General features: G+C 69.4%; 13 protein-coding genes. 6 read left to right on the forward strand and 7 right to left on the reverse strand.

Going from position 1 to position 19,609, the window contains the following annotated elements:
- Positions 1 to 418: 418 nt before the first annotated feature.
- The 3 genes from ACYVAN_RS20155 to ACYVAN_RS20165 form a co-directional block, all read right to left on the reverse strand.
- On the reverse strand, positions 419 to 4,234 hold the full coding sequence (locus ACYVAN_RS20155; protein WP_460961924.1) for an FkbM family methyltransferase: 3,816 nt from the start codon (positions 4,232 to 4,234) through the stop codon (positions 419 to 421).
- Positions 4,235 to 4,295: 61 nt separating this feature from the next.
- Complete coding sequence (gene glnA, locus ACYVAN_RS20160) at positions 4,296 to 5,639, reverse strand: type I glutamate--ammonia ligase (RefSeq protein ID WP_460961926.1); 1,344 nt, start codon at positions 5,637 to 5,639, stop codon at positions 4,296 to 4,298.
- A 111-nt stretch (positions 5,640 to 5,750) separates the two neighbouring features.
- Complete coding sequence (locus ACYVAN_RS20165) at positions 5,751 to 7,322, reverse strand: alpha/beta hydrolase (RefSeq protein WP_460961928.1); 1,572 nt, start codon at positions 7,320 to 7,322, stop codon at positions 5,751 to 5,753.
- 174 nt (positions 7,323 to 7,496) lie between these two features.
- Between ACYVAN_RS20165 and ACYVAN_RS20170 the strand changes: the two genes are divergently transcribed.
- The 5 genes from ACYVAN_RS20170 to panB all read left to right on the forward strand — a co-directional run bounded on the left by ACYVAN_RS20170 (position 7,497) and on the right by panB (position 14,966).
- The gene (locus tag ACYVAN_RS20170) at positions 7,497 to 9,242 is read left to right on the forward strand and encodes an NAD+ synthase (RefSeq protein WP_460961930.1); all 1,746 of its coding nucleotides are present in this window, start codon (positions 7,497 to 7,499) and stop codon (positions 9,240 to 9,242) included.
- 62 nt (positions 9,243 to 9,304) lie between these two features.
- Entirely contained in the window at positions 9,305 to 12,400 is a 3,096-nt protein-coding gene (locus ACYVAN_RS20175; protein WP_460961932.1) for a DEAD/DEAH box helicase, read from the forward strand.
- A complete protein-coding gene (locus ACYVAN_RS20180; protein WP_460961934.1) occupies positions 12,393 to 13,199 on the forward strand; it encodes an SWIM zinc finger family protein in 807 nt (268 codons plus the stop codon). Before ACYVAN_RS20175 ends, ACYVAN_RS20180 begins: the two co-directional genes overlap by 8 nt.
- Before the next feature lie 98 nt (positions 13,200 to 13,297).
- Positions 13,298 to 13,939: a hypothetical protein gene (locus tag ACYVAN_RS20185; protein ID WP_460961936.1), complete on the forward strand. Its 642-nt coding sequence runs from the start codon at positions 13,298 to 13,300 to the stop codon at positions 13,937 to 13,939.
- 169 nt (positions 13,940 to 14,108) lie between these two features.
- Positions 14,109 to 14,966, forward strand: coding sequence for a 3-methyl-2-oxobutanoate hydroxymethyltransferase (gene panB / locus ACYVAN_RS20190; RefSeq protein WP_460961938.1), 858 nt, complete (start codon positions 14,109 to 14,111; stop codon positions 14,964 to 14,966).
- A 17-nt stretch (positions 14,967 to 14,983) separates the two neighbouring features.
- Here the strand turns inward: panB and ACYVAN_RS20195 are convergent, their stop codons facing one another.
- Positions 14,984 to 15,931, reverse strand: coding sequence for a glutathione S-transferase family protein (locus tag ACYVAN_RS20195; RefSeq protein WP_460961940.1), 948 nt, complete (start codon positions 15,929 to 15,931; stop codon positions 14,984 to 14,986).
- A gap of 60 nt (positions 15,932 to 15,991) precedes the next feature.
- Between ACYVAN_RS20195 and ACYVAN_RS20200 the strand changes: the two genes are divergently transcribed.
- A complete protein-coding gene (locus ACYVAN_RS20200; protein WP_460961942.1) occupies positions 15,992 to 16,738 on the forward strand; it encodes an SDR family oxidoreductase in 747 nt (248 codons plus the stop codon).
- Positions 16,739 to 16,824: 86 nt separating this feature from the next.
- On the opposite strand, the gene ACYVAN_RS20205 is transcribed toward ACYVAN_RS20200, so the two are convergent.
- The 3 genes from ACYVAN_RS20205 to ACYVAN_RS20215 form a co-directional block, all read right to left on the reverse strand.
- Entirely contained in the window at positions 16,825 to 17,229 is a 405-nt protein-coding gene (locus ACYVAN_RS20205) for a DUF4326 domain-containing protein (protein WP_460961944.1), read from the reverse strand.
- Between the two features lie 147 nt (positions 17,230 to 17,376).
- Entirely contained in the window at positions 17,377 to 18,042 is a 666-nt protein-coding gene (gene npdG, locus ACYVAN_RS20210; protein WP_460961946.1) for an NADPH-dependent F420 reductase, read from the reverse strand.
- An 82-nt stretch (positions 18,043 to 18,124) separates the two neighbouring features.
- Positions 18,125 to 19,609: an RNB domain-containing ribonuclease gene (locus ACYVAN_RS20215; RefSeq protein WP_460961948.1), complete on the reverse strand. Its 1,485-nt coding sequence runs from the start codon at positions 19,607 to 19,609 to the stop codon at positions 18,125 to 18,127.

Raw genomic sequence — 19,609 nt, forward strand, 5'->3', positions numbered from 1 at the left:
AGAACACACCCACACCACCACCAACACCCACAGGGCGCCGCAGCAGGGAGTCTGCAATCCGTCTTGCTTGTATTTATACTCTAGCAGGGCTCGATTTCACCGTTTACCGGGGGGTCGCTCTCGCGCTCATCCCAGTGGATCGACTGGATCGGCCTGCTTGAGTTGTCAAAAGCGCTTCGTTCACTTGCTGTAAACTTGGCGACCGCAACATCTTACCTGGCTTGCTTCGCGGTGTCAACCGCGGCCCCAGGTGGTTTGCGCTCCGGTTGGCTCCGGGCCTCCCGGCGCTCCCACTTGGACTTGCCCCAGCAGGTCTCCCCGCTGACTGCCAGCCTTCCGTGCGGCAAATAAAAAGTTACGCACACTCTCCGTGAATGTCAAATCGCCTGCTCAGCCCCTTGACAGGGAGCCGGCATGATCACGCGCCCTCCTCGTGCGGACGCAGCCACAGCTTGACCGTGCTCGACGTGCCGGCCGACTGGATCGCCTGCATGAGTTGATCAGCGGAGACAGCTTGGGTCCTCCCCACGGGAACGAGGTCGTAACCCCACGTGCCGAACTCGCGGAGTACGGTCCCCGGGTCGTCCCCCATTCCCTCGATCGCCTCAGGGGTAAACGAGCACACGATCGAAGGACGGTCACGGTGGATGAGATCAGTAAGCCCGGCCAGTACCCGGTGGGCCCGCCCCATCACATCCACGTGGATCACCGAGAGCTTCAGCCCGTCCAGCGCGGCGTGGTTCGCGAGTTCCCGGTCGAGCCGCAGCCCGCGCACCGCTCGCGAGTCATCGGGACCTCGCTCTTCCGGAACCACGCGGAGCCCGCCCGTCGACCCGGAGTCGGTCCGGAGTTCGCACTCCGCGTCCCACGCGGCGCCCGCGATCGTGACCAGCTGCCGTCCCCATGCCGCGGGGACGTTGATCTCGACGTTGCGGTGCAGCAGCTCGATGGCACGCGCGGATGGCTCCACGGCGACCACGACCCCGCTGTTTCCGAGCCTGCTCAGAACCCGGACCGTCTGATAACCGACGTAGGCGCCCACGTCGACGAACACCCCGTCGGGTTCCAGCAGCGAATCGATCAGCGCTGAGACCTCGCCGTCCCACGTCGCGTGGGAGGAAAGCCACGGCAGCATCAACCCGTCGTCAGCGGGCAACCGGAGCAGGCCCGCATCGCAGAGCACCGGTGCCGATGTGTCGTCTTCGCTGCCGGTGTTCCGCTCGTGCTCACGCAGCAGGACTCGCTGGAGCACATCGGTGCGCTGCATCGCGTGCGCGGCGTCGTTGGAGGCGGTACGCACCCCGGCTTCGATTTCCCGATCCCGTTCCTGGTCGCCGCGGGACTTCTCCAGCGCATCGATCCGGTCGAGGGTTCGTTCCACCGCGCTGGTGAGGCTGTCCAGCCGTTGTGCCAGCACCGGCACCTGCGAGTCCTGGCCGTCCGCAGCCGCGCCGTCCGTACCCGCGCCGTCCGCTTCCAACTCGCGGAGCCTGCGGTGCTGTTCGGACAGGTCGGCCCGCGCACGCACCATGCCGTCGTCGGTACCGACGAGCTGGGCCTCCAGCCTCTCCTGGCGCTGGCCGATCCGGGTCAGTTCGGCACGGAGGGAATCGATGTCGAGTTCGCTGCCACCATCCGCGTCGTACTGGCGCCGCAGCAGCTCGGCGGCCGTCTGCTCGACACCGTCGACCAGGGAGCGCATCACATCGCGGATGTGGTCGTCGTAGTGGCTGAGCGCTCGGAGCACCGCCTTGCGCAGCGCGGGCGCCATCGAGTTCCGGCTGTTCGCCCCCACTTCCGGCGTGCGGTGCAATGCGTGCCGTGCCGCGAGGAGCGGATGCAGCGGATCGTCCACCTCCCCCTGCCGGTCCTTCGCCCACTTGGTCCGCCAGTCCCGGTAAGCATGTTCCACCCGCTCACGCAGGCGCTGCCCCGCCCGCGTGACGTTGTGCTCGGCCAGCAGGTGCTCGCGAGCGGTGACCCCGAACTCGGCGATGTCTCGCGGGTCGTCGGCGACCTCGCGGAGCAGCTTCGCAGCCGCGTCGAGGTCCGGTTCGCTGCCCTGGCAGGCGACCAGCTTCGCGCCCTGGGCGCCCAGCAGTTCGGATACCGCACCGTGGTCGGCGGCGATCACCGGGACTCCGTGGGCGGCGATCTCCAGCAGCCGCAGGGCGTAGTGGTCCCCGCCGTCGGCCCGATGCAACGAAGCGACGCAGTCGGAAACCGAGAGGAGCGATTCGTGGTCGGTGCCGTCCTCGAGCAGGACGACGCGGGGGTCGATCACCGTTGCCAGCCTCAGCCGTTCGGCGGCCTCCGGGTACTCGTCGGCATCGGCGACCGAAATCAGCAGCCGCACGTCATCGCGTTCGGCGAAGGCCGTTACGAAGGCGTTGACCAGGCCGAGCACGTTGTCCTGCCGCTCATCGGCGTGTTCGGCGAAAGCTCCGATGACGAACTCGTCGTCGAATCCGAACCGCGCCCGTGCGGCCTTGCGGGCAGGCAGCTCCACGCAACCGGGGTCGAGAAGCGGCAGCGAAACGACCCTGGTCGGTCCGCTTCCACCCCGGCGAACCGTGCGACGGGCGGCTTCGGAGAGCACCCACGTCTCGTTCGCCTCGGCGGAGTGCTCCCGGTGGCCGTCGGCGCGCACGTCGATCAGGTGTCGGCCCGCGGGCACCGCCACTCCGGCTTCGCAGCGCAGGACCACCGGGTAGTAGGCGCTGTCGGCCGAGGGCAGCCCGGACACCCGAACGGCGGCACGCACGAGGTCCGCGATCCGGCCCGACCCGACCACCGCGACTCCGAGCTGGTCGACGAGGGTGGCAGCCGGGTCGCCGGCGCCGCGCTCCCGCACGGCAGGTGCGGGCACGCGGGTGCTGGCCACGCCCACGCCGACGCACCACTCGTAGAACGCATCGGCATCGGCACCGAACGGGTCCGGGTAGTCCCTGCGCAGCACCGGGTCGTCGGACCACACCGCAGCGGTCCAACGGGACCCGCCTGCCGCTGCCTGCCGGGGGTCAGCCGGCGAGCAGGCCCAGTCCAGGAAGCCATTCACCGGGTTGCCCGCGGAGGAGACGGGTTCGAACGGGCTCGGCGGTACGTCCCCGTCCCGCAGCCACAGGCGCAGGTACTCGGCCCGCAACGCGTCCGGCAGCACCGTGCCCTCCGGCAGACTGTCGAAGGCGTCCGGTTCTTCTCTCGTGTATCCGGCGACGACCAGGGCGTTGCGGTAACCGGCGCAGAGCCCTGCCAGCACGGTGTTCTCGGAGAGCAGCACGCGCGGCCGGTCGGCGTAGTAGGTGGACAGCAACCACGGTCGCTGCGGCTGGAACCCGTCGAAGTGCACGCTTCTGAGCTCGGCACCGTCCACGATCCGGTGGCCGGATTCGGAAGTCAGGAGGTCCCGCTGGGCCGCGTTCCAGACCGACAGGCCCACGCCGGGATCGCGGATCACGTGGTGATCGACCAGGACGGACGTTCGGTCGAGGGAGGTGCCGACGGTGGGATCGGCCCGCAACTGCTCCTCCCACGAGGCGAGCAACTCTTCGGCACCCGGGCGCACCGCGAACGCGCTGGGATCGAACGTGCCCGCTTCGGCCAGGTCCCCGGGGTCGGGACGCATGCCGTCGGCGAGCAGTGGACGCAGCACCCGTGGCACGAGGGCCACCGGCCGCTTCTCGTTGAGGTCCTGGAGCAGGTCGTCGAACGCACCGAAGATCTGCACCGAGGGTTCGAGGTACAGCGCGGTTACGCCGGTTTCGATCAGCTTTCGGAGTAGCAGCGGGCGCAGGAGGGCGCGGAGTTGCTCACCGGTGCAGGCCACGGCCAGCCGCGCGAATTCCACTCGGTCGATACCGAGATCCACCGGCGTGAGGACGTCCCCGCTCGTCTGGTCGACGTTCTCCGGCTCGTCGACGACGAGCCGGACGAACCGCGCCTCCGGGTGGTGGTGGAGAAAGGATTCGCGCAGCACCTCGGCGGCCGGGATCCTGCTGCGCCCCACCACGGTGCAGCCGAGCAGCGTCCCCCCGCTCGACGGGGGCTGCACCGCCTCGGGTGGTTCTGTCGGCCATTCGGGTTCGCCGAACGGTTCCGTCGGCTCGGGGAAAGCTCCCGTCCGCCCCTCGGAGGTGGGGTGCGGCGGGGCTGCGGGCCCGGAAGCCGGATCGGTGCCTTCCGGAGCACCGGACTCCTCGGCGGCAGGGTCGGGGTGCGCCTGGGGATCAGTCACCCCCCGAACCTATCTCCCCGCGTGCGCCGACCACATGCCCCGACCCCGCGACACATGGGCCTCACAGCATCGGCATCAAGGTGCGCAACTCGTACGGCGTGACGTGGCTGCGGTAGGCGTGCCATTCGTCCCGCTTGTTCCGAAGGAAGAAGTCGAACACGTGCTCGCCGAGCGTTTCCGCCAGCAGTTCCGAGGACTCCATTTCGCTGAGCGCCTCGCTGAGGTTCTGCGGCAGGCTCGCATAACCGGCGGCCTTGCGTTCGCTCTCCGTCAGCGACCACACGTCGTCCTCGGTGGCGGGTGGGAGTTCGTAACCCTTCTCCACGCCCTTGAGCCCGGCGGCGAGGGTGACCGCGTAGGCCAGGTACGGGTTGCACGCGGAGTCGAGGTTGCGGACTTCGACCCGGCGCGACGAGGACTTGCCCGGTGAGTACATCGGTACTCGAACCAGGGCGGAGCGGTTGGCGTGACCCCAGCACACCGCTGTCGGCGCCTCGCCGCCGATGATCAACCGCTTGTACGAATTGACCCACTGGTTGGTGACGGCGCTGATCTCGCGGGCGTGCCGGAGGATTCCCGCAACGAACGCGCGACCGGTCTCGGACAGGCCGTACGGGTCTTCCGGGTGGTAGAAGGCATTGCGGTCGCCTTCGAACAGGCTGAAGTGCGTGTGCATCCCCGAGCCGGGCTGGGCGCTGAACGGCTTCGGCATGAACGAGGCGCGCACCCCCTGGGTCAGAGCGACTTCCTTGACCACGTAGCGGAAGGTCATGACGTTGTCGGCCATGGTGAGCGCATCGGCGTAGCGCAGGTCGATCTCCTGCTGGCCGGGCGCTCCTTCGTGGTGGCTGAACTCGACCGAGATCCCCATGGCTTCGAGGGTCTCGATGGCGTTGCGGCGGAAGTGCGGAGCCGCGTCGTGGCTCGCCTGCTCGAAGTAGCCACCGGAGTCGGCGGGTGTCGGTTCGTTCCCGTCGGTTGGTAGGTCCTTGAGCAGGAAGAACTCGATCTCGGGGTGCACGTAGCAGGTGAATCCGGCTTCGGTCGCCTTAGACAACGTACGGCGCAGCACGTGGCGCGGATCCGCCCAGCACGGGGACGAGTCGGGCATGGCGATGTCGCAGAACATGCGGGCCGAGTAGTGCTCGCCGTCCGCCGTTTCCCACGGCAGCACCTGGAAGGTGGCCGGGTCCGGCTTGGCGATCATGTCGGACTCGTAGATCCGCGTGAATCCTTCGATCGCCGAGCCGTCGAACCCGATCCCCTCGGCGAAGGCGCCCTCCAGCTCGGCGGGCGAGATCGCCACCGATTTGAGGATGCCGAGGACATCGGTAAACCACAGCCGCACGAAGCGGATGTCACGTTCCTCCAAGGTGCGGAGCACGAACTCCTGCTGGCGGTTCATGCCCGAAGCCTAAATGCTTCCGACCGCCCGTCGCCCATCCGTGCACCTTTTGAGATCTGTTCGCCGGCCTTGCTTCGCTCTCCTCCGCGGCCGCACGCGCCGCTCACCGGATCAGTTCGAGCAGCGGGTGCCCTCGTCCGGCAGTTCGAGATCGACGAGGTAGTCGATGCCTGCGCGGTCCACGCATGAGTTGCCCTGGAGGAACACCGTGTGCTGGGTGCCTTCGAACGTCAGCAGGCGTCCACGCATCGCGCTGGCCAGCTCCTTCCCGGCGGCGTAGGGCGTGGCGGGATCGCCGGTCGTCGACACCACCAGGACCGGCGGTAGTCCCCGCACCTCGGGTAGCTCCGCGTCCCCCGTCACCGGGACCGGCCAGAACGCGCAGGCGTCACGTGCCGGACTCGGACCACGACCGTCGTCGAGGAACGGGGCCTGCTCGCGGTAGCGGCGATCCGCTTCGCGCGCCTTGGCCGGGTCCATCACGCGCTGATCGTCGACGCAGCGCACCGCTTCGAACGCGGCGTTGACCGTCGAGTAGGAGCCGGTGGCCGAACGCCCGTGGTAGGAGTCGGCCAGCGCCATCAGCGTCTCGCCCCTACCGTGGGCGAGTTCGCGCAGCCCGGTCTCGAGCCGTCCCCACAGACTGGGCGCGTAGAGCGCCTGGATGGTCGCGGTCGTGGCGTCCGAGTAGGACAAGTGGCGCTCGCCTGCGGGAACCGGCTGATCGAGCAGCGGGCGGGTCAACTTCTGGTATGCCGACACCGCCCCTTCGGGTTGGTTTCCGAGTGCGCACTGCTCGCGATCCGCGCACCACTCGGCGAAGTCGTCGAAGGCGCGCTGGAACCCGGCGCCCTGGGCGACGAGGGCTTCGGTACTGGTCTGGGCCGGGTCGATCGCTCCGTCCAGCAGCATGGCCCGCACGTTGCCGGGGAACCGCTCGGCGTATTCGGAGCCGATGCGGGTGCCGTAGGAGTAGCCGAGGTAGTTCAGCCGCCGGTCGCCGAGCACGGACCGGACCACGTCCAGGTCCTGGGCGACCTCGCGCGTACCGACGTGGGCGAGCATGTCCTGGCCCGTCCGTTCGGCGCACTTGGCGGCGAAGTCACGTTCTTCGCGCTCGGTTCGGGCGATTTCCCGCGAGGTCCGGCCGGGGTCGGCGTCGAGTCGTTCGGCGTCGCGTTCCTGTGGGGTCAGGCAGCGAATGGTGGGGGCGCTGGCACCGATGCCGCGCGGGTCGATGCCGACCAGGTCGAACCGGGAACCGAGGTCGGTGGGCCCGACCGTGCCGGCCAGGCTCGCGACCGAACTCATGCCGGAGGCCCCAGGGCCGCCGGGATTGACCAGCAGGGATCCGAGGCGGTCGTCCTGGTCGGTCGCCGGTTTCCGCAGCAGACCGATCCGAACGGTCCGCCCGTCCGGGTCGGCGTAGTCCATCGGGACCTCCACCCGCGCACATTCGATCGTGTCGGCTGCGTAGGTGGTGCGGTCGGTGGCGGTTCTGGCGTACTCGTCGCACGGGCCCCACGACAGTTCCTGGCCGTAGTACTTCTCGAGACCGGCGGGTACCGGGCCTGCGGGGCCGCGTTGCTCGGTGTGCGGCTCCGGCCGCGGGTCGGACTGCCCGCAGGCCGCCACGCCGCTGAGAACGGCGAGCGCGCTTATCACTGCCAGTAGGCGTGTCACGACTGGATCGTGACACGCCCACACGGAAGGGGTTCACACGGGCAGTCGAGAGACCGGCCCGAGCACGCACGAGCGAGGTTGGTCGTTCTTCCTACGAGTGACACGCCATCGGACGAGAGTGGACTCACAATCTTGAATCCGCACGAGACGTGCCGGGTGGGCGAAAATGAGTCCATGTCGCAGTTGCGCATCGCACTCGCCCAGGTCAATGCATGTGTCGGAGACGTGTCCGGCAACAGTTCGATGGTCCTGGAGTGGACCAGAAAGGCCGTGCGGCAGGGAGCCCACCTAGTCGCGTTTCCGGAAACCGTGCTCGCAGGCTATCCGGTGGAGGACCTCGCACTGCGAAAGTCGTTCGCCGCCGCGAACCGCACCGCGGTCGAATCCCTCGCCCGAGACCTCCACGAGGCCGGCTCGGGCGATGCCCTCGTCGTGGTCGGGCATCTCGACCGCGACGACGAAGGGGTCCGCAACTCGGCATCATTCCTCTACGGCGGAGAGGTCGTCGCCACCTACGACAAGCACCACCTGCCGAACTACGGGGTGTTCGACGAAGCCCGCTATTTCGCGTCCGGCTACGACCTGCCCATCGTCCGGTTGCACGGGCTCGACATCGGCGTGGTGGTCTGCGAGGACATCTGGCAGAACGGTGGGCCGGTCGCGGTACTGGGACACGTCGGCGTCGACCTCGTCGTGTGCATCAACAGCTCCCCCTACGAACGGAGCAAGGACGACCAGCGAACGTCGCTGGTGGCCAAGCGGGCCACCGAAGCGGGCGCACCGATCGCCTACGTGAACATGGTCGGCGCGCAGGACGAGCTCGTCTTCGATGGTGACTCCTTCTTCACCGGCGCCGACGGTGCCGTCGTCGCCCGGGCGCCGAAGTTCACCGAGCACCTGATGGTGCTGGACGTGGACCTGGACGCCGGGGACCACGACGCGACGACCGTGCCGTGGAGTCCGGGCCTGTCGCGGCTGCCCGCCTTCGACGTGTCCCGGACCGTGCTGCAGCCGAACCCGCAGCCCGCGTATGAACCGCTGCCCACCCCGCCCACCGCCGAGCCGCTGCCGGACCCGGCCGAGGTGTGGTCGGCGCTGGTGACCGGGTTGCGTGATTACGTGCACAAGAACGGATTCCGCTCGGTGACCTTCGGATTCTCCGGCGGCATCGACTCGGCGGTGTGCGCAGCGCTGTGCGCCGACGCGGTGGGAGCCGACGCCCTCCACGGCATCTCGATGCCGTCCGACTACTCCTCGGAGCATTCCCGTTCCGACGCCGCCGAGCTCGCCCGCCGGATCGGTTGCCACTACGAGGTGCGGCCGATCGCCGGCATGGTCAAGACCTTCGTCGAGGAACTCGGACTGACCGGGCTCGCCGAGGAGAACGTGCAGGCACGTTGCCGGGGAGTCACGTTGATGGCGCTGTCCAACCAGCACGGGCACCTCGTGCTGGCCCCGGGCAACAAGACCGAACTGGCGGTGGGCTACTCCACCATCTACGGCGATGCCGTCGGCGGGTTCGCCCCGATCAAGGACGTGCCGAAGACGCTGGTGTGGAAGCTGGCGACCTGGCGCAACGCCGAGGCGGAGAAACGGGGCGAAGTACCCCCGATCCCGGAGGGCTCGATCACCAAGGCACCGTCCGCCGAGTTGCGGCCCGACCAGACCGACACGGACTCGCTGCCGCCGTACGAGCTGCTCGACGAGGTTCTCGACGGCTACGTCGAGAGCGACCGGAGCTATGCCGACCTGATTTCCGAGGGTTTCGACGCCGATCTCCTCCAACAGGTCCTGCAGATGGTCGACCGGGCGGAGTACAAGCGGCGGCAGTACCCGCCGGGCACCAAGATCTCGCTGAAGGCGTTCGGGCGGGACCGGCGACTTCCGGTGACCAACCGCTGGCGGGAGGTCCGCCCGTAAGCTGAGTGGCGGGGGTCGCGGACGGGGCCGTCACCGATGCGGGTTCGGAATGGTGATCGCACGTGTTGGTCGTGCACGGGATGTGCACCGCGAGTGGGCGCTTGGCGCTGTGGGCCGAGGATTCCGCACGTCCGGCCCGCCTTTCCGGCCGGCTCCCGCGCCACCCGGTGACTCATCCGTTCGCAGCGCCCGGAGAAGATCTCCTGGAGCAACTGCCGATCGCCTCGACCGATGTGGAGATCGGCACGCTGACGCTGCTGCTTCCGTCCCTCGCCTCGGCGCCCGCCACATCTCCCGAGCTGGTCCGGGATCCGCTCACGGCGGGCCCCGCACCTCGCGGCAAACTCCGGCTACGGGCGTGGACCGTTCCGGCGTTGTTGTGGAAGCCGGGCGCCGACCCGGCCGGAGCGCTGCGACTCGCTGCGGACACCGACCTTCCCGAGGGTGCGGCGGGTATGCGGCGGGGCGCGGCACTGCGCCACCTGGCCGAGGTCGCCGAGTTCGCCGAGGAGTTGATCACCGCGGGCCGAGTGCTGCCGTTGGTCGCCTTCGAACCGTCCGGCCCCGCGGCTCGTTGGCGCCCGCAGCTGTCCGGGACCGATTCGGCCCGATATGTGGCGCTTCGCGAAGCCCAACCACCGGTGTGCCGCGCGGAGCGCGTCGACCCGGGTAGCGGGGACGGTCGCGACCCCGCCGAGGTCCTCCGCACGACACTCGACGCGCTGGTGGACGGACTCGTGCGGGTCCGCCTCTCGGCACGGTCCGTGCAGTTGGCCGCGCCCGCACCGGCGGGAGCGGCCACTTCGCCCGAAGCGTGGTTGGTTGCCTTGACCGGTGATCCGCGGCTCCGGGTGGACACCGAGCGGGCACGTGAACTGGCCGACGAGCTGTCCGAGTGGCAGACCGGCGGTGCCCGGGACACCCCGCTGCGCCTCTGCTTCCGACTGCGCTCACCCGACCAGGTCGAGACGGATCAGGTCGAGGAGGGCGACGACGGCGACGATTGGCGGCTGGAGTTCCTGCTGCAGGCGGTCGACGATCCGAGCGTGCTCGTCCCGGCGACCGAAGTGTGGCGCGGTCAGGACAGCGTGCTGCACCGGTGGGCGGACGCCCCTGAAGAGCTCCTGCTGGCCGAATTGGGGCGCGCGAGCCACCTCTACGCGGGCCTCGATTCCGCCCTGTGGGAGACGCACCCGGTCGAGCTGCGCCTCGACGCGGACGGCGCGTACCGGTTCCTCAACGAGGCCGCCACGCTCGATCGGGCCGGGTTCGGCGTGCTGCTGCCGTCCTGGTGGGGGCGGAAGGACGAGCTGGGGCTCGCGTTGACCGCCGGCGGCGGCGCCGCTTCGGGGGTCGTCACCAAGGAGGACGGCTCCGGACTCGACGCGCTGCTCGACTACCGATGGGACCTGGCGCTGGGCGAGGAGCGGCTTTCCCGCGCGGAACTCGACGAACTCGCGGCGGCGAAGGTCCCGCTGGTGCGGCTGCGCGGCCGCTGGGTCCACGTCGACCAGAAGCGGTTGCGGGCCGGGCTCGACTTCCTGGCTCGCGCGGGTTCCGGGCAGATGAGCGCCGGTGACGTGCTGCTGTGGGCAGGCCTCGACCCGCACGACTCGGACGTCCCGATGCCGGTCACGCGGGTCGACGGCGAGGGGCGGCTCGGCGATCTGCTTTCCGGGCGGGTCGATCAGCACTGGGAGCCGGTGGAACCACCGAAATCCTTCACCGCGACGCTGCGTCCGTATCAACGCCGTGGACTGGCGTGGCTGGTGTTCCTCGACCGCCTCGGCCTCGGCGCCTGCCTCGCCGACGACATGGGACTCGGCAAGACGGTGCAGCTGCTCGCGCTCGAATCGGTCGCGCGGGCAGGCGAACGGCGTGCACCGACACTGCTGGTGTGCCCGATGTCCGTGGTCGGAAACTGGCAGCGCGAAGCCGCCCGGTTCGCGCCCGATCTCGCGGTCCACGTGCACCACGGCACGGACCGGTTGGACGCCGAGCAGCTGCGGCGCGCGGTGGCGGATCACGACCTGGTCATCACGACCTATGCACTGGCCTCCCGCGATCAGGAGGCGCTCGCGGGGGTGACCTGGGATCGCGTGGTGCTCGACGAGGCGCAGAACATCAAGAACAGTCGCTCCCGCCAGTCCCGCGCGGTGCGCGCGTTGAAGTCCCGGCACCGGATCGCGTTGACCGGCACACCGGTGGAGAACCGCTTGGCCGAACTCTGGTCGATCATGGACTTCCTCAACCCCGGCATGCTCGGTTCGACCGGAACGTTCCGCGCGCGATTCGCCGTACCGGTCGAGCGGGACGGCGACGCCGAGGCCGCCGAACGATTGCGCCGGATCACGGGGCCGTTCGTGCTGCGGCGACTCAAGACCGACCCGGCCATCATCGATGACCTGCCGGACAAGGTCGAGATGAAGCAGCTCTGCAACCTCACGACCGAGCAGGCATCGTTGTACCGGGCTGTCGTGGACGACATGCTCGCCCGGATCTCGAACAGCGAGGGCACGGAACGGCGCGGACTGGTGTTGGCCACCATGTCCAAGCTCAAGCAGGTCTGCAACCACCCCGCCCACCTGCTCGGTGACGGATCGTCGTTGCCGGAGCGGTCGGGGAAGCTCGCAAGGCTGGAAGAGATCCTCGAGCAGGTGCTGGCCGATGGGGAGAAGGCGTTGTGCTTCACCCAGTTCGCCGAGTTCGGGGGAATGCTGGTTCCCCACCTGGCGGCACGGCTCGACACCGAGGCGCTGTTCCTGCACGGAAGCACCCCGCGGGCGACGCGGGAGCGGATCGTCGAGCGGTTCCAGGCCGCGGACGGCCCGTCGATCCTCCTGCTGTCGTTGAAGGCAGGTGGCACCGGACTGACCCTGACCGCCGCGAACCACGTCGTGCACTTGGACCGGTGGTGGAACCCCGCCGTCGAGGACCAGGCCACCGACCGGGCGTTCCGCATCGGCCAGCGCAACGACGTGCAGGTTCGCAAGCTCACGTGCATCGGCACGCTCGAGGAGAAGATCGACCGGATGATCGAGGAGAAGAAGGCGCTGGCGCAGCTCGTCGTCGGCGCCGGGGACGAGTGGGTGACCGAGTTGTCCACCAACCGCCTGCGCGAGCTCATCGCCCTGTCACCGGAGGCCGTCGGTGAGTAGCGACGCCGGTCCTCCCGAGGGTGAAGGCGGCCTCCGAGCCCGCAGCAGGCGCGGGGAGATCGCCCGGACCTGGTGGTCGCGGCGGTTCATCGAGGTCCTGGAGTCGTTCCACATGAGTGGACGGCTTCAGCGCGGCAAGCACTACGCCCGCTCCGGGCGAGTGTTGAGCATGTCCGTGTCCACCAGCCTCGTCACCGCCCAGGTCCAGGGGTCGCGGGCGACTCCCTACCGGGCGCGCATCGCCGCGAAGGCGTTCGACGGGGCGCAGTGGGCCGCCATCGAGGAGGCGCTGGCCGGTCGCGCGCTCTACGCGGCCAAGCTGCTCTCCGGGGAGATGCCCGCCGGGATCGAGGAGGTCTTCACCGAGCTGGACCTGGAGCTGTTCCCGGCATCCCCGGCCGAGTTGACCATGGACTGTTCCTGTCCGGACTGGGAAATCCCGTGCAAGCACCTCGCGGCGACCTGCTATCTGCTGGCCGAGGCGTTCGACGAGGACCCGTTCCAAATCCTGGCGTGGCGCGGCAGGGGGCGACAGGAACTGCTCGATCGGCTCCGTTCGCTGCGCGGTACAGCACCGCCCCCGGACCGACCGGTGAGCGAGGTACCGCCGTTGGAGCAGTGCCTGAACACGTTCTGGACGAGCCCGCCCGCTCGCGCCCCCGCGAGCCCTGCCGCCTCGGCCGACCGGCCGGGGGCGATACTCGACGAACTCGGCAAGCCTCCGATCGCGGTCGACGGCACCGACCTCACCGAGGTGCTGCGCCGGGCCTACTCGGCCATGCGCGCCGGTCCGCCCTGAGTGGACGCGCGTCCGGTGCACCGGTTCGTGGACGACGGGCGTCGATTTATCGCGGATCGCGGCCCGACGACGGAGTGGAGCAGGCTAACGTCCCAGGCATGGGTATGCCGCAACACGGAGATTTCCGCTCGCCGCAGCAGCCGAGCACGGCCGGGGCACCGATGGTGCTCGACATCGGCAAGAGAGCGGGCAGACACGCGGTGGCCGGCGGGTCCGTGGCCGGCGGCATGGGCATCCTGATCACCTACGCCGCGCTGAACGGGAACGTCTCCGGTGGCCATACCGCCCAAGTGCTCGCGTGGGTGATCGGTCTGTTCCTCCTCGGCATGGGGCTGCTGGCCGTATTGCTGTGGAAACCCATCAGCAGGGATCGGAAGCTGATCGTCGATGCGAACGGGATCACGTGGCACGATCCGCGGGGCGCACCGTGGGCGGTGGGCTGGCCGGAGCTGGCCGGAGTGTCCATCTCACGCACCAAGCAACGCCGGGTCTGGGCCAGCCGCACCCTGCGGCTCAGTGTGCTCGTGCGCCTCGACCTGTTCCCCGCGGATCCCTCGTTCCGGCAACGCCACCAGGGCATGGAGCATCTCTGGGAGCGTCACAAGGTGCGGAACGGCTACCGTCTCCCGCTCGGCGACGCTCCCGACTACGTGCCGATCCTGGATGACGCGATGCGCCGGTTCTGCCCCGCGATCTACGGCGGAATCCGCGACGAGGGCTTCGTGGTCGGCCTGCGCTGACCGCCCCCGAGATTCGAGAATGCCCAGGGCACGTTGACCCCACCGGATCTGTGACGTCGGTCGCCGGAGTCTGCCGCGAATGAGCTCCCGGTGGGACGCTTGTGGTGGCAACCTTCCGCACACGCCCAGGGACCCGCTCGACGGGCCTTGAGGAAAAGGATGGTCAACGATGACTGCTGCCCAGAACGCAAGCGGTGAAACGGCCGCACCGCACGGCTCCACACCGCCCAAACGCCGGGTTCGCATTCACCACCTGCAGGAACTCAAGCAGCGCGGTGAAGCCTGGCCGATGCTCACGTCCTACGACATGTATACCGCGCGAATCTTCGACGAAGCGGGAATCCCGGTGCTGCTGGTGGGCGACTCCGCGGCCAACAACGTGTACGGCTACGAGTCCTCGCTGCCGGTGACCGTCGACGAGATGCTCCCGCTGGTCCGCGCGGTGACCCGATCGACCGAACACGCCCTGGTCGTCGCCGACCTGCCGTTCGGCTCCTACCAGGCTTCGACCGAGCAGGCATTCGCCACCGGCGCGCGGTTCATGAAGGAAGGCCGGGCGCACGCCGTCAAGCTGGAAGGCGGCCGCAGGTACGCCCCGCAGGTCGAAGCTCTCGTCTCCGCCGGGATCCCCGTCATGGGGCACCTGGGGTTCACACCGCAGAGCGAGCATGGGCTCGGCGGGTACCGGGTGCAGGGACGTGGCGACCAGGCTGACGCGCTGATCGCCGATGCGCTGGCGTTGCAGGAGGCGGGAGCTTTCGCGGTGGTACTGGAGATGGTGCCCACCGAGACCGCCAAGCGGGTCACCGCCGACCTGGACATTCCCACCGTCGGGATCGGGGCGGGGCCGCACACGGACGCGCAGGTGCTGGTCTGGACGGACATGGCCGGGATGAACACCGGACGCACGGCCCGTTTCGTCAAGCGCTACGCCGATCTCGGAGGAACTCTGGCCGACGCTGCCCGCAGCTACGCCGACGAAGTCCGCGGTGGCGCCTTCCCCGCCTCCGAACACGGCTTCGACTGACCTTTCCGAAGCACTCCCTAACGCCCGCGACCGGGCGGTGAGTGCCAGCCGGACAGGTCCGGTCCGGCCGGGATGATCCCGCTCGGGTTCAGCGTCGCGTGCGTGCCGTAGTAGTGGCGTTTGATGTGGTCGAAGTCGACGGTGTCGCCGAAGCCCGGGGTCTGGAACAGATCCCGGGCGTAGGCCCACAGCACCGGCAGTTCGGTCAGCTTGTGCCGGTTGCACTTGAAATGACCGTGGTACACCGCGTCGAAGCGAACCAGGGTGGTGAACAGCCGGACATCGGCTTCGGTGATCGCCTCGCCCACCAGGTAGCGGCTGTTCTCCAGGCGCCGCGACAACCAGTCCAGGCGCACGAACAGCCGGTCGAACGCCACGTCGTACGCTGCCTGCGACGTCGCGAACCCGCAGCGGTAGACGCCGTTGTTGACGTCGGTGTAGACGAGTTCGTTGATCTCGTCGATTTCCTCGCGCAGTCCCGCCGGGTAGAGATCGGGCGCTCCCCTGCGGTGGAGCGGGGTCCACTCGGTCGAGAAGTCGAGGGTCAGCTGGGGGAAGTCGTTGGTGACGACCTGCCCGGATTCGACGTCGATCACGGCAGGCACCGTGTAGCGCCCGTCGAAATCCGGATCGGCTGCCAGGTACGCCTCGGCCAGGAAGGACAAGCCGGTCACCGGATCAGTGCCACCCGGGTCGAGGGTGAAGCGCCAGCCACGTTCGTCCCTGATCGGATCGACCACCGCCAGCGAGATCGCGTCTTCAAGCCCCAGCAGACGCCGAACGATCACGGAACGGTGGGCCCACGGACACGCGAGGCTGACCACCAGACGATATCGACCGGGTTCGATCCGCCGACCCGACTCGCCGCCTGCGGTGATGCGGTCGGTGAAGCGGTTCGGCTGTCGGACCCACTCACCGCGCCGGGAGGTATCCCCGCTGAACTGCGCAGCCCGGTCGGTGGCCATGCCGTCAGCATAGGCCGCGGGAGCGGCGAAAGCCCGCGCACCACGACCTAGGGTCGAAGCGTGGATCTCGGCTTGAGCGGACGCTGCTATCTGATCACCGGTGCGAGCAAGGGACTCGGTTTCGCCACGGCCCGCGCCCTCGTCGACGAGGGCGCCAACGTCGTGGTGTCGTCCTCGTCCGAGGCCAACGTCACCGCCGCGGTGTCCGCGCTCGGTGACGGCGCCCGCGGGCTGACCGCCGACCTGACCGACCCGGACACGCCGCGAGGGCTGGTCGAACTCGCTCGGGAGGCGTTCGGGCGGCTCGACGGGCTGTTCGTCAGCCATGGCGGGCCACCGGCGGGCACCCCGGAGCAACTCGATGACGACGTGCTGCGTCGCGGGCTGGAGCTGGCCGCCGTGGCGCCGATCAGGATCACCCGCGAGGTCGCCCGCGAACTCGGCGACGGCGGTTCGGTAGTGGTGCTGACCTCGACCTCCGGCGCCCAACCGCTCGACGGACTCGCCAGCTCCAACGTGGCTCGCCCCGCAGTTCAGGGTTACCTCAAGGACCTCTCGAACCAGGTCGGCCCGCATGGCGTGCGGGTCAACGCGCTGCTGCCTGGGCGTTTCGACACCGAACGTGCGCGCGGGCTCGCGCGGGACCACCCGCAGTCGCAGGTGGATGCGGAGCAGGCCGCCGCGCTGCGCCGGAGCGGCGACCCGTCCGAACTCGCCTCGGTCGCGGCGTTCCTGCTCTCACCACGGGCCTCCTACGTCACCGGTGCCGCGTGGACCGTCGATGGTGGTCGCCGGTCGGAAATGTGACGCCGCTCGATCGCCGGTCGGGAGCGGGGCCCCGTTGGCGACGGATCCCGCGTCGAATGCGACCGGCACCGCTTCCGAAGCAGGGCCTAACCGGCCCGGGCGGCGAGCACGTCGGCGTGGCAGGGCTTCGGCGCGCACCAGCACCCGAGCGCGTGGCCCGTCAGCTCGCCCAGCCTGCCCAGCAGTGCGGGCCGCTCGTCGAGCCATTGCTCGTAGTGCCGGACCATGGCGTTCCGATCCGACTTCGCTTCCTTCACGAACGGGCTGGCGAAGTCGGAACCCGGCCAGGAATGCCGTCCGCCGGAATGCCCCACGTAAATGAGCAGCCCTTCGGACTCCAGCCACGGCACCAGATGCTTGTGCGGCCCGTTCCTGCGCACGTTGACCACGGTCGCGTGGCCACCGAGCACGTTTTCCGCGCGCTCGCGCTCGTCCTCGCTCCAGCGGTCGGCCTCCGCGGGCAGACGCCGGTCCTTTCGCTGCTCGGTCACGGTGCTCACTCCCGCCCGGTCGACGTTCCCCACCAGGATCGCCCCCCGACCCCGTGGCGGCAGAACTCCGCGGCTCCGGACACCGCGTGCGGGACGCCGGATGCCGTACCGGCGCCCCTGCACCTCGACGAACTCACACGGGCGAACTCACACGTCGGTGATCCGCAGCCCCGCGTGGGCCTTGTACCGGCGGTTGATCGCGATGATGTTCGCGGTGAACGCCTCCACCTGGTGGGCGTTGCGCAGCCGTCCGCCGTAGATGCCCCGCACACCCGGGATCGTGTCGGCCAGCGCCCGCACGACGTCGGTGGCCTCCCGGTCATCGCCCAGCACGAGGACGTCGAGGTCCACTTCCGGTACGTCGAGGTCGGCCAGCGTCACCGCCGAAACATGGTGAAAGGCCGCCGTCACCCGCGAGTCCGGCAACAACCGCTCGGCCTGCTGCGCCGCGCTGCCTTCCGGGACCTGCAGCGCGTACGGGCCCCGCTTGTCGAAGCCCAGCGGATTGACGCAATCCACGACGATCTTGCCTGCCAGTTCGGCGCGCAACGACGTCAGCGTCGGCTCGTGGGCATCCCACGGCACTCCCACGACCACGATGTCGGCCGTGGTCGCGCAACCGACGTTGTCCTCGCCGGTGACGTTCCCCCCGGACGTCTCGGCGATCTCGGCGGCCGCTTCCTGCGCCCGCTCCACACCGCGGGATCCGATGACCACCTTCAAGCCCGCATTGGCCCAACGCATCGCCAGCCCTTTGCCCTGTGCCCCGGTGCCTCCGAGAACTCCCACGGTCAGGCCTCGCACATCAGCCACGCCGGGCCCCTTTCCTCGATTCGATACTGTCCCACCACGATCGATGCACGAGGCACGACGCGCCACACTCATCCGGTGTGGGTCAGGACACTTCGAACCCGACCTCGCGTCGGCTCGGGTCGGCTTCGACAAGCCGTACCCGGATGCGCTGGCCTTCTCCCAGTCCGGTTCCGGCGCAGCGGGCTATCACCGGCGGGTCGGTCACGAACACCTCGGCGTCGGAACCGTTCGGCGCGCGCAATACCGTCGCGTCGAAACTCCGCCCCACCTGATCGGCCAGCATCCACGCCTGGGCCTGTGCGAGGCAGAGACGTTCCACCTGGCTCGCGACCCGGTCGGAGCCGCCCATCGCGGAGGGCAACTGCGGCAGCACCTCGTGGACCCAGCCGGGTATTTCCCGGTCCGCGCTCACCGCCAGGCACACCTCGGCCGAATAACGATCGACGAGCCTGCGCAGCGGGGCGGTGACGTGCGCGTAGGCGGCGCCGATGCCCGCGTGCCCGGACTTGACCGGAACGCTGCCGTTGAACGCGGTGTAGCCCGCTCCCCGAAGGAGCCTGGTCGCCGCCACGTGCACCACCAGTGCCTCGGGCCGGAGCGGGTCCAGATCGGCCAACACCTCGGCCGGGTGCCGATCATCCGGCCACTCGATTCCGATTCGCCCCGCCGAGCGCCGCAAACCCGCCACCGTCTCCGGCTCCGGGTCCGGCACGGTGCGCAGCACGCCGACCCCGGCGGAGAGCATCATGTCGGCAGCGCACATGCCGGTCAGCAGCGAGATCTCGGCGTTCCACTCCTCGACCGCCAGCCGGGGACGCAACCCGACCCGCCAACCGCCCGCACCGTCCTCCTCCACCTGCTGCTCGGGTACGCCGAGTTCGATGGCGCCGCGCTGCACCGCCTGTTCCCGGCGCAACCTCCCGACTTCGGCGAGCAGTTCGATCGACGGGTGCGCATCTCCCTGCTGGAGGCCGCGTTGCACACCTCCGTAGTCGAGGCATGCCACCGAGCGCACCAACGCGCGGCGGACATCCGCCCGCTCGGGAAGTCCGTAGACGTCCAGGTCGATCGTCCACAGCGCGGCGAAGCGGACCTGATCCGGCAGCAGGCTCGCCGCGCCTTCCGAGAGCAGCGTCGGGTGTAGCGGGACGTTGCCGTCCGGCAGGTACATGGTCTGGCCGCGTTTGCGCACCTCGGCGTCGAGAAGGCCGTCCGGTGGCACGAATGCGGCGACATCGGCGATCGCGTAGTGGATCCGGTAACCGCGCCGGTCCCGGCGCCGGCTCACCGACACCGCCTGGTCGAGGTCCTTCGCTCCCGGCGGGTCCACGGTCACCAGCGGAAGATCGGTGGCATCGACCCGGGATCGGTCCACCTCGGCCTGAGCGACGCTCTGCTCGACCTCGCTCAGCGCGGACGTGGGGAAATCGACCCGCAGGCCGAGTTCAGCGCGGACGGTGGAGAAGTCCGGGCTGCCCGGCGCTGTCCCGCGCGCTCGCGGGACAGCGCCGGCTTTCGCAGCAGCAACGGCACCGGTGCCATCCGTGGGAACCCGTGCCGGCGCCAC

Source organism: Parasphingorhabdus pacifica, assembly GCF_054779195.1.

What these genes read in the sequence shown, in the direction of transcription:
- ACYVAN_RS20195 (WP_460961940.1), bottom strand. Translation starts at nt 15,931, where the DNA reads ATGGCCACCGACCGGGCTGCGCAGTTCAGCGGGGATACCTCCCGGCGC.
- panB (WP_460961938.1), top strand. Translation starts at nt 14,109, where the DNA reads ATGACTGCTGCCCAGAACGCAAGCGGTGAAACGGCCGCACCGCACGGC.
- glnA (WP_460961926.1), bottom strand. Translation starts at nt 5,639, where the DNA reads ATGAACCGCCAGCAGGAGTTCGTGCTCCGCACCTTGGAGGAACGTGAC.
- ACYVAN_RS20185 (WP_460961936.1), top strand. Translation starts at nt 13,298, where the DNA reads ATGGGTATGCCGCAACACGGAGATTTCCGCTCGCCGCAGCAGCCGAGC.
- ACYVAN_RS20170 (WP_460961930.1), top strand. Translation starts at nt 7,497, where the DNA reads ATGTCGCAGTTGCGCATCGCACTCGCCCAGGTCAATGCATGTGTCGGA.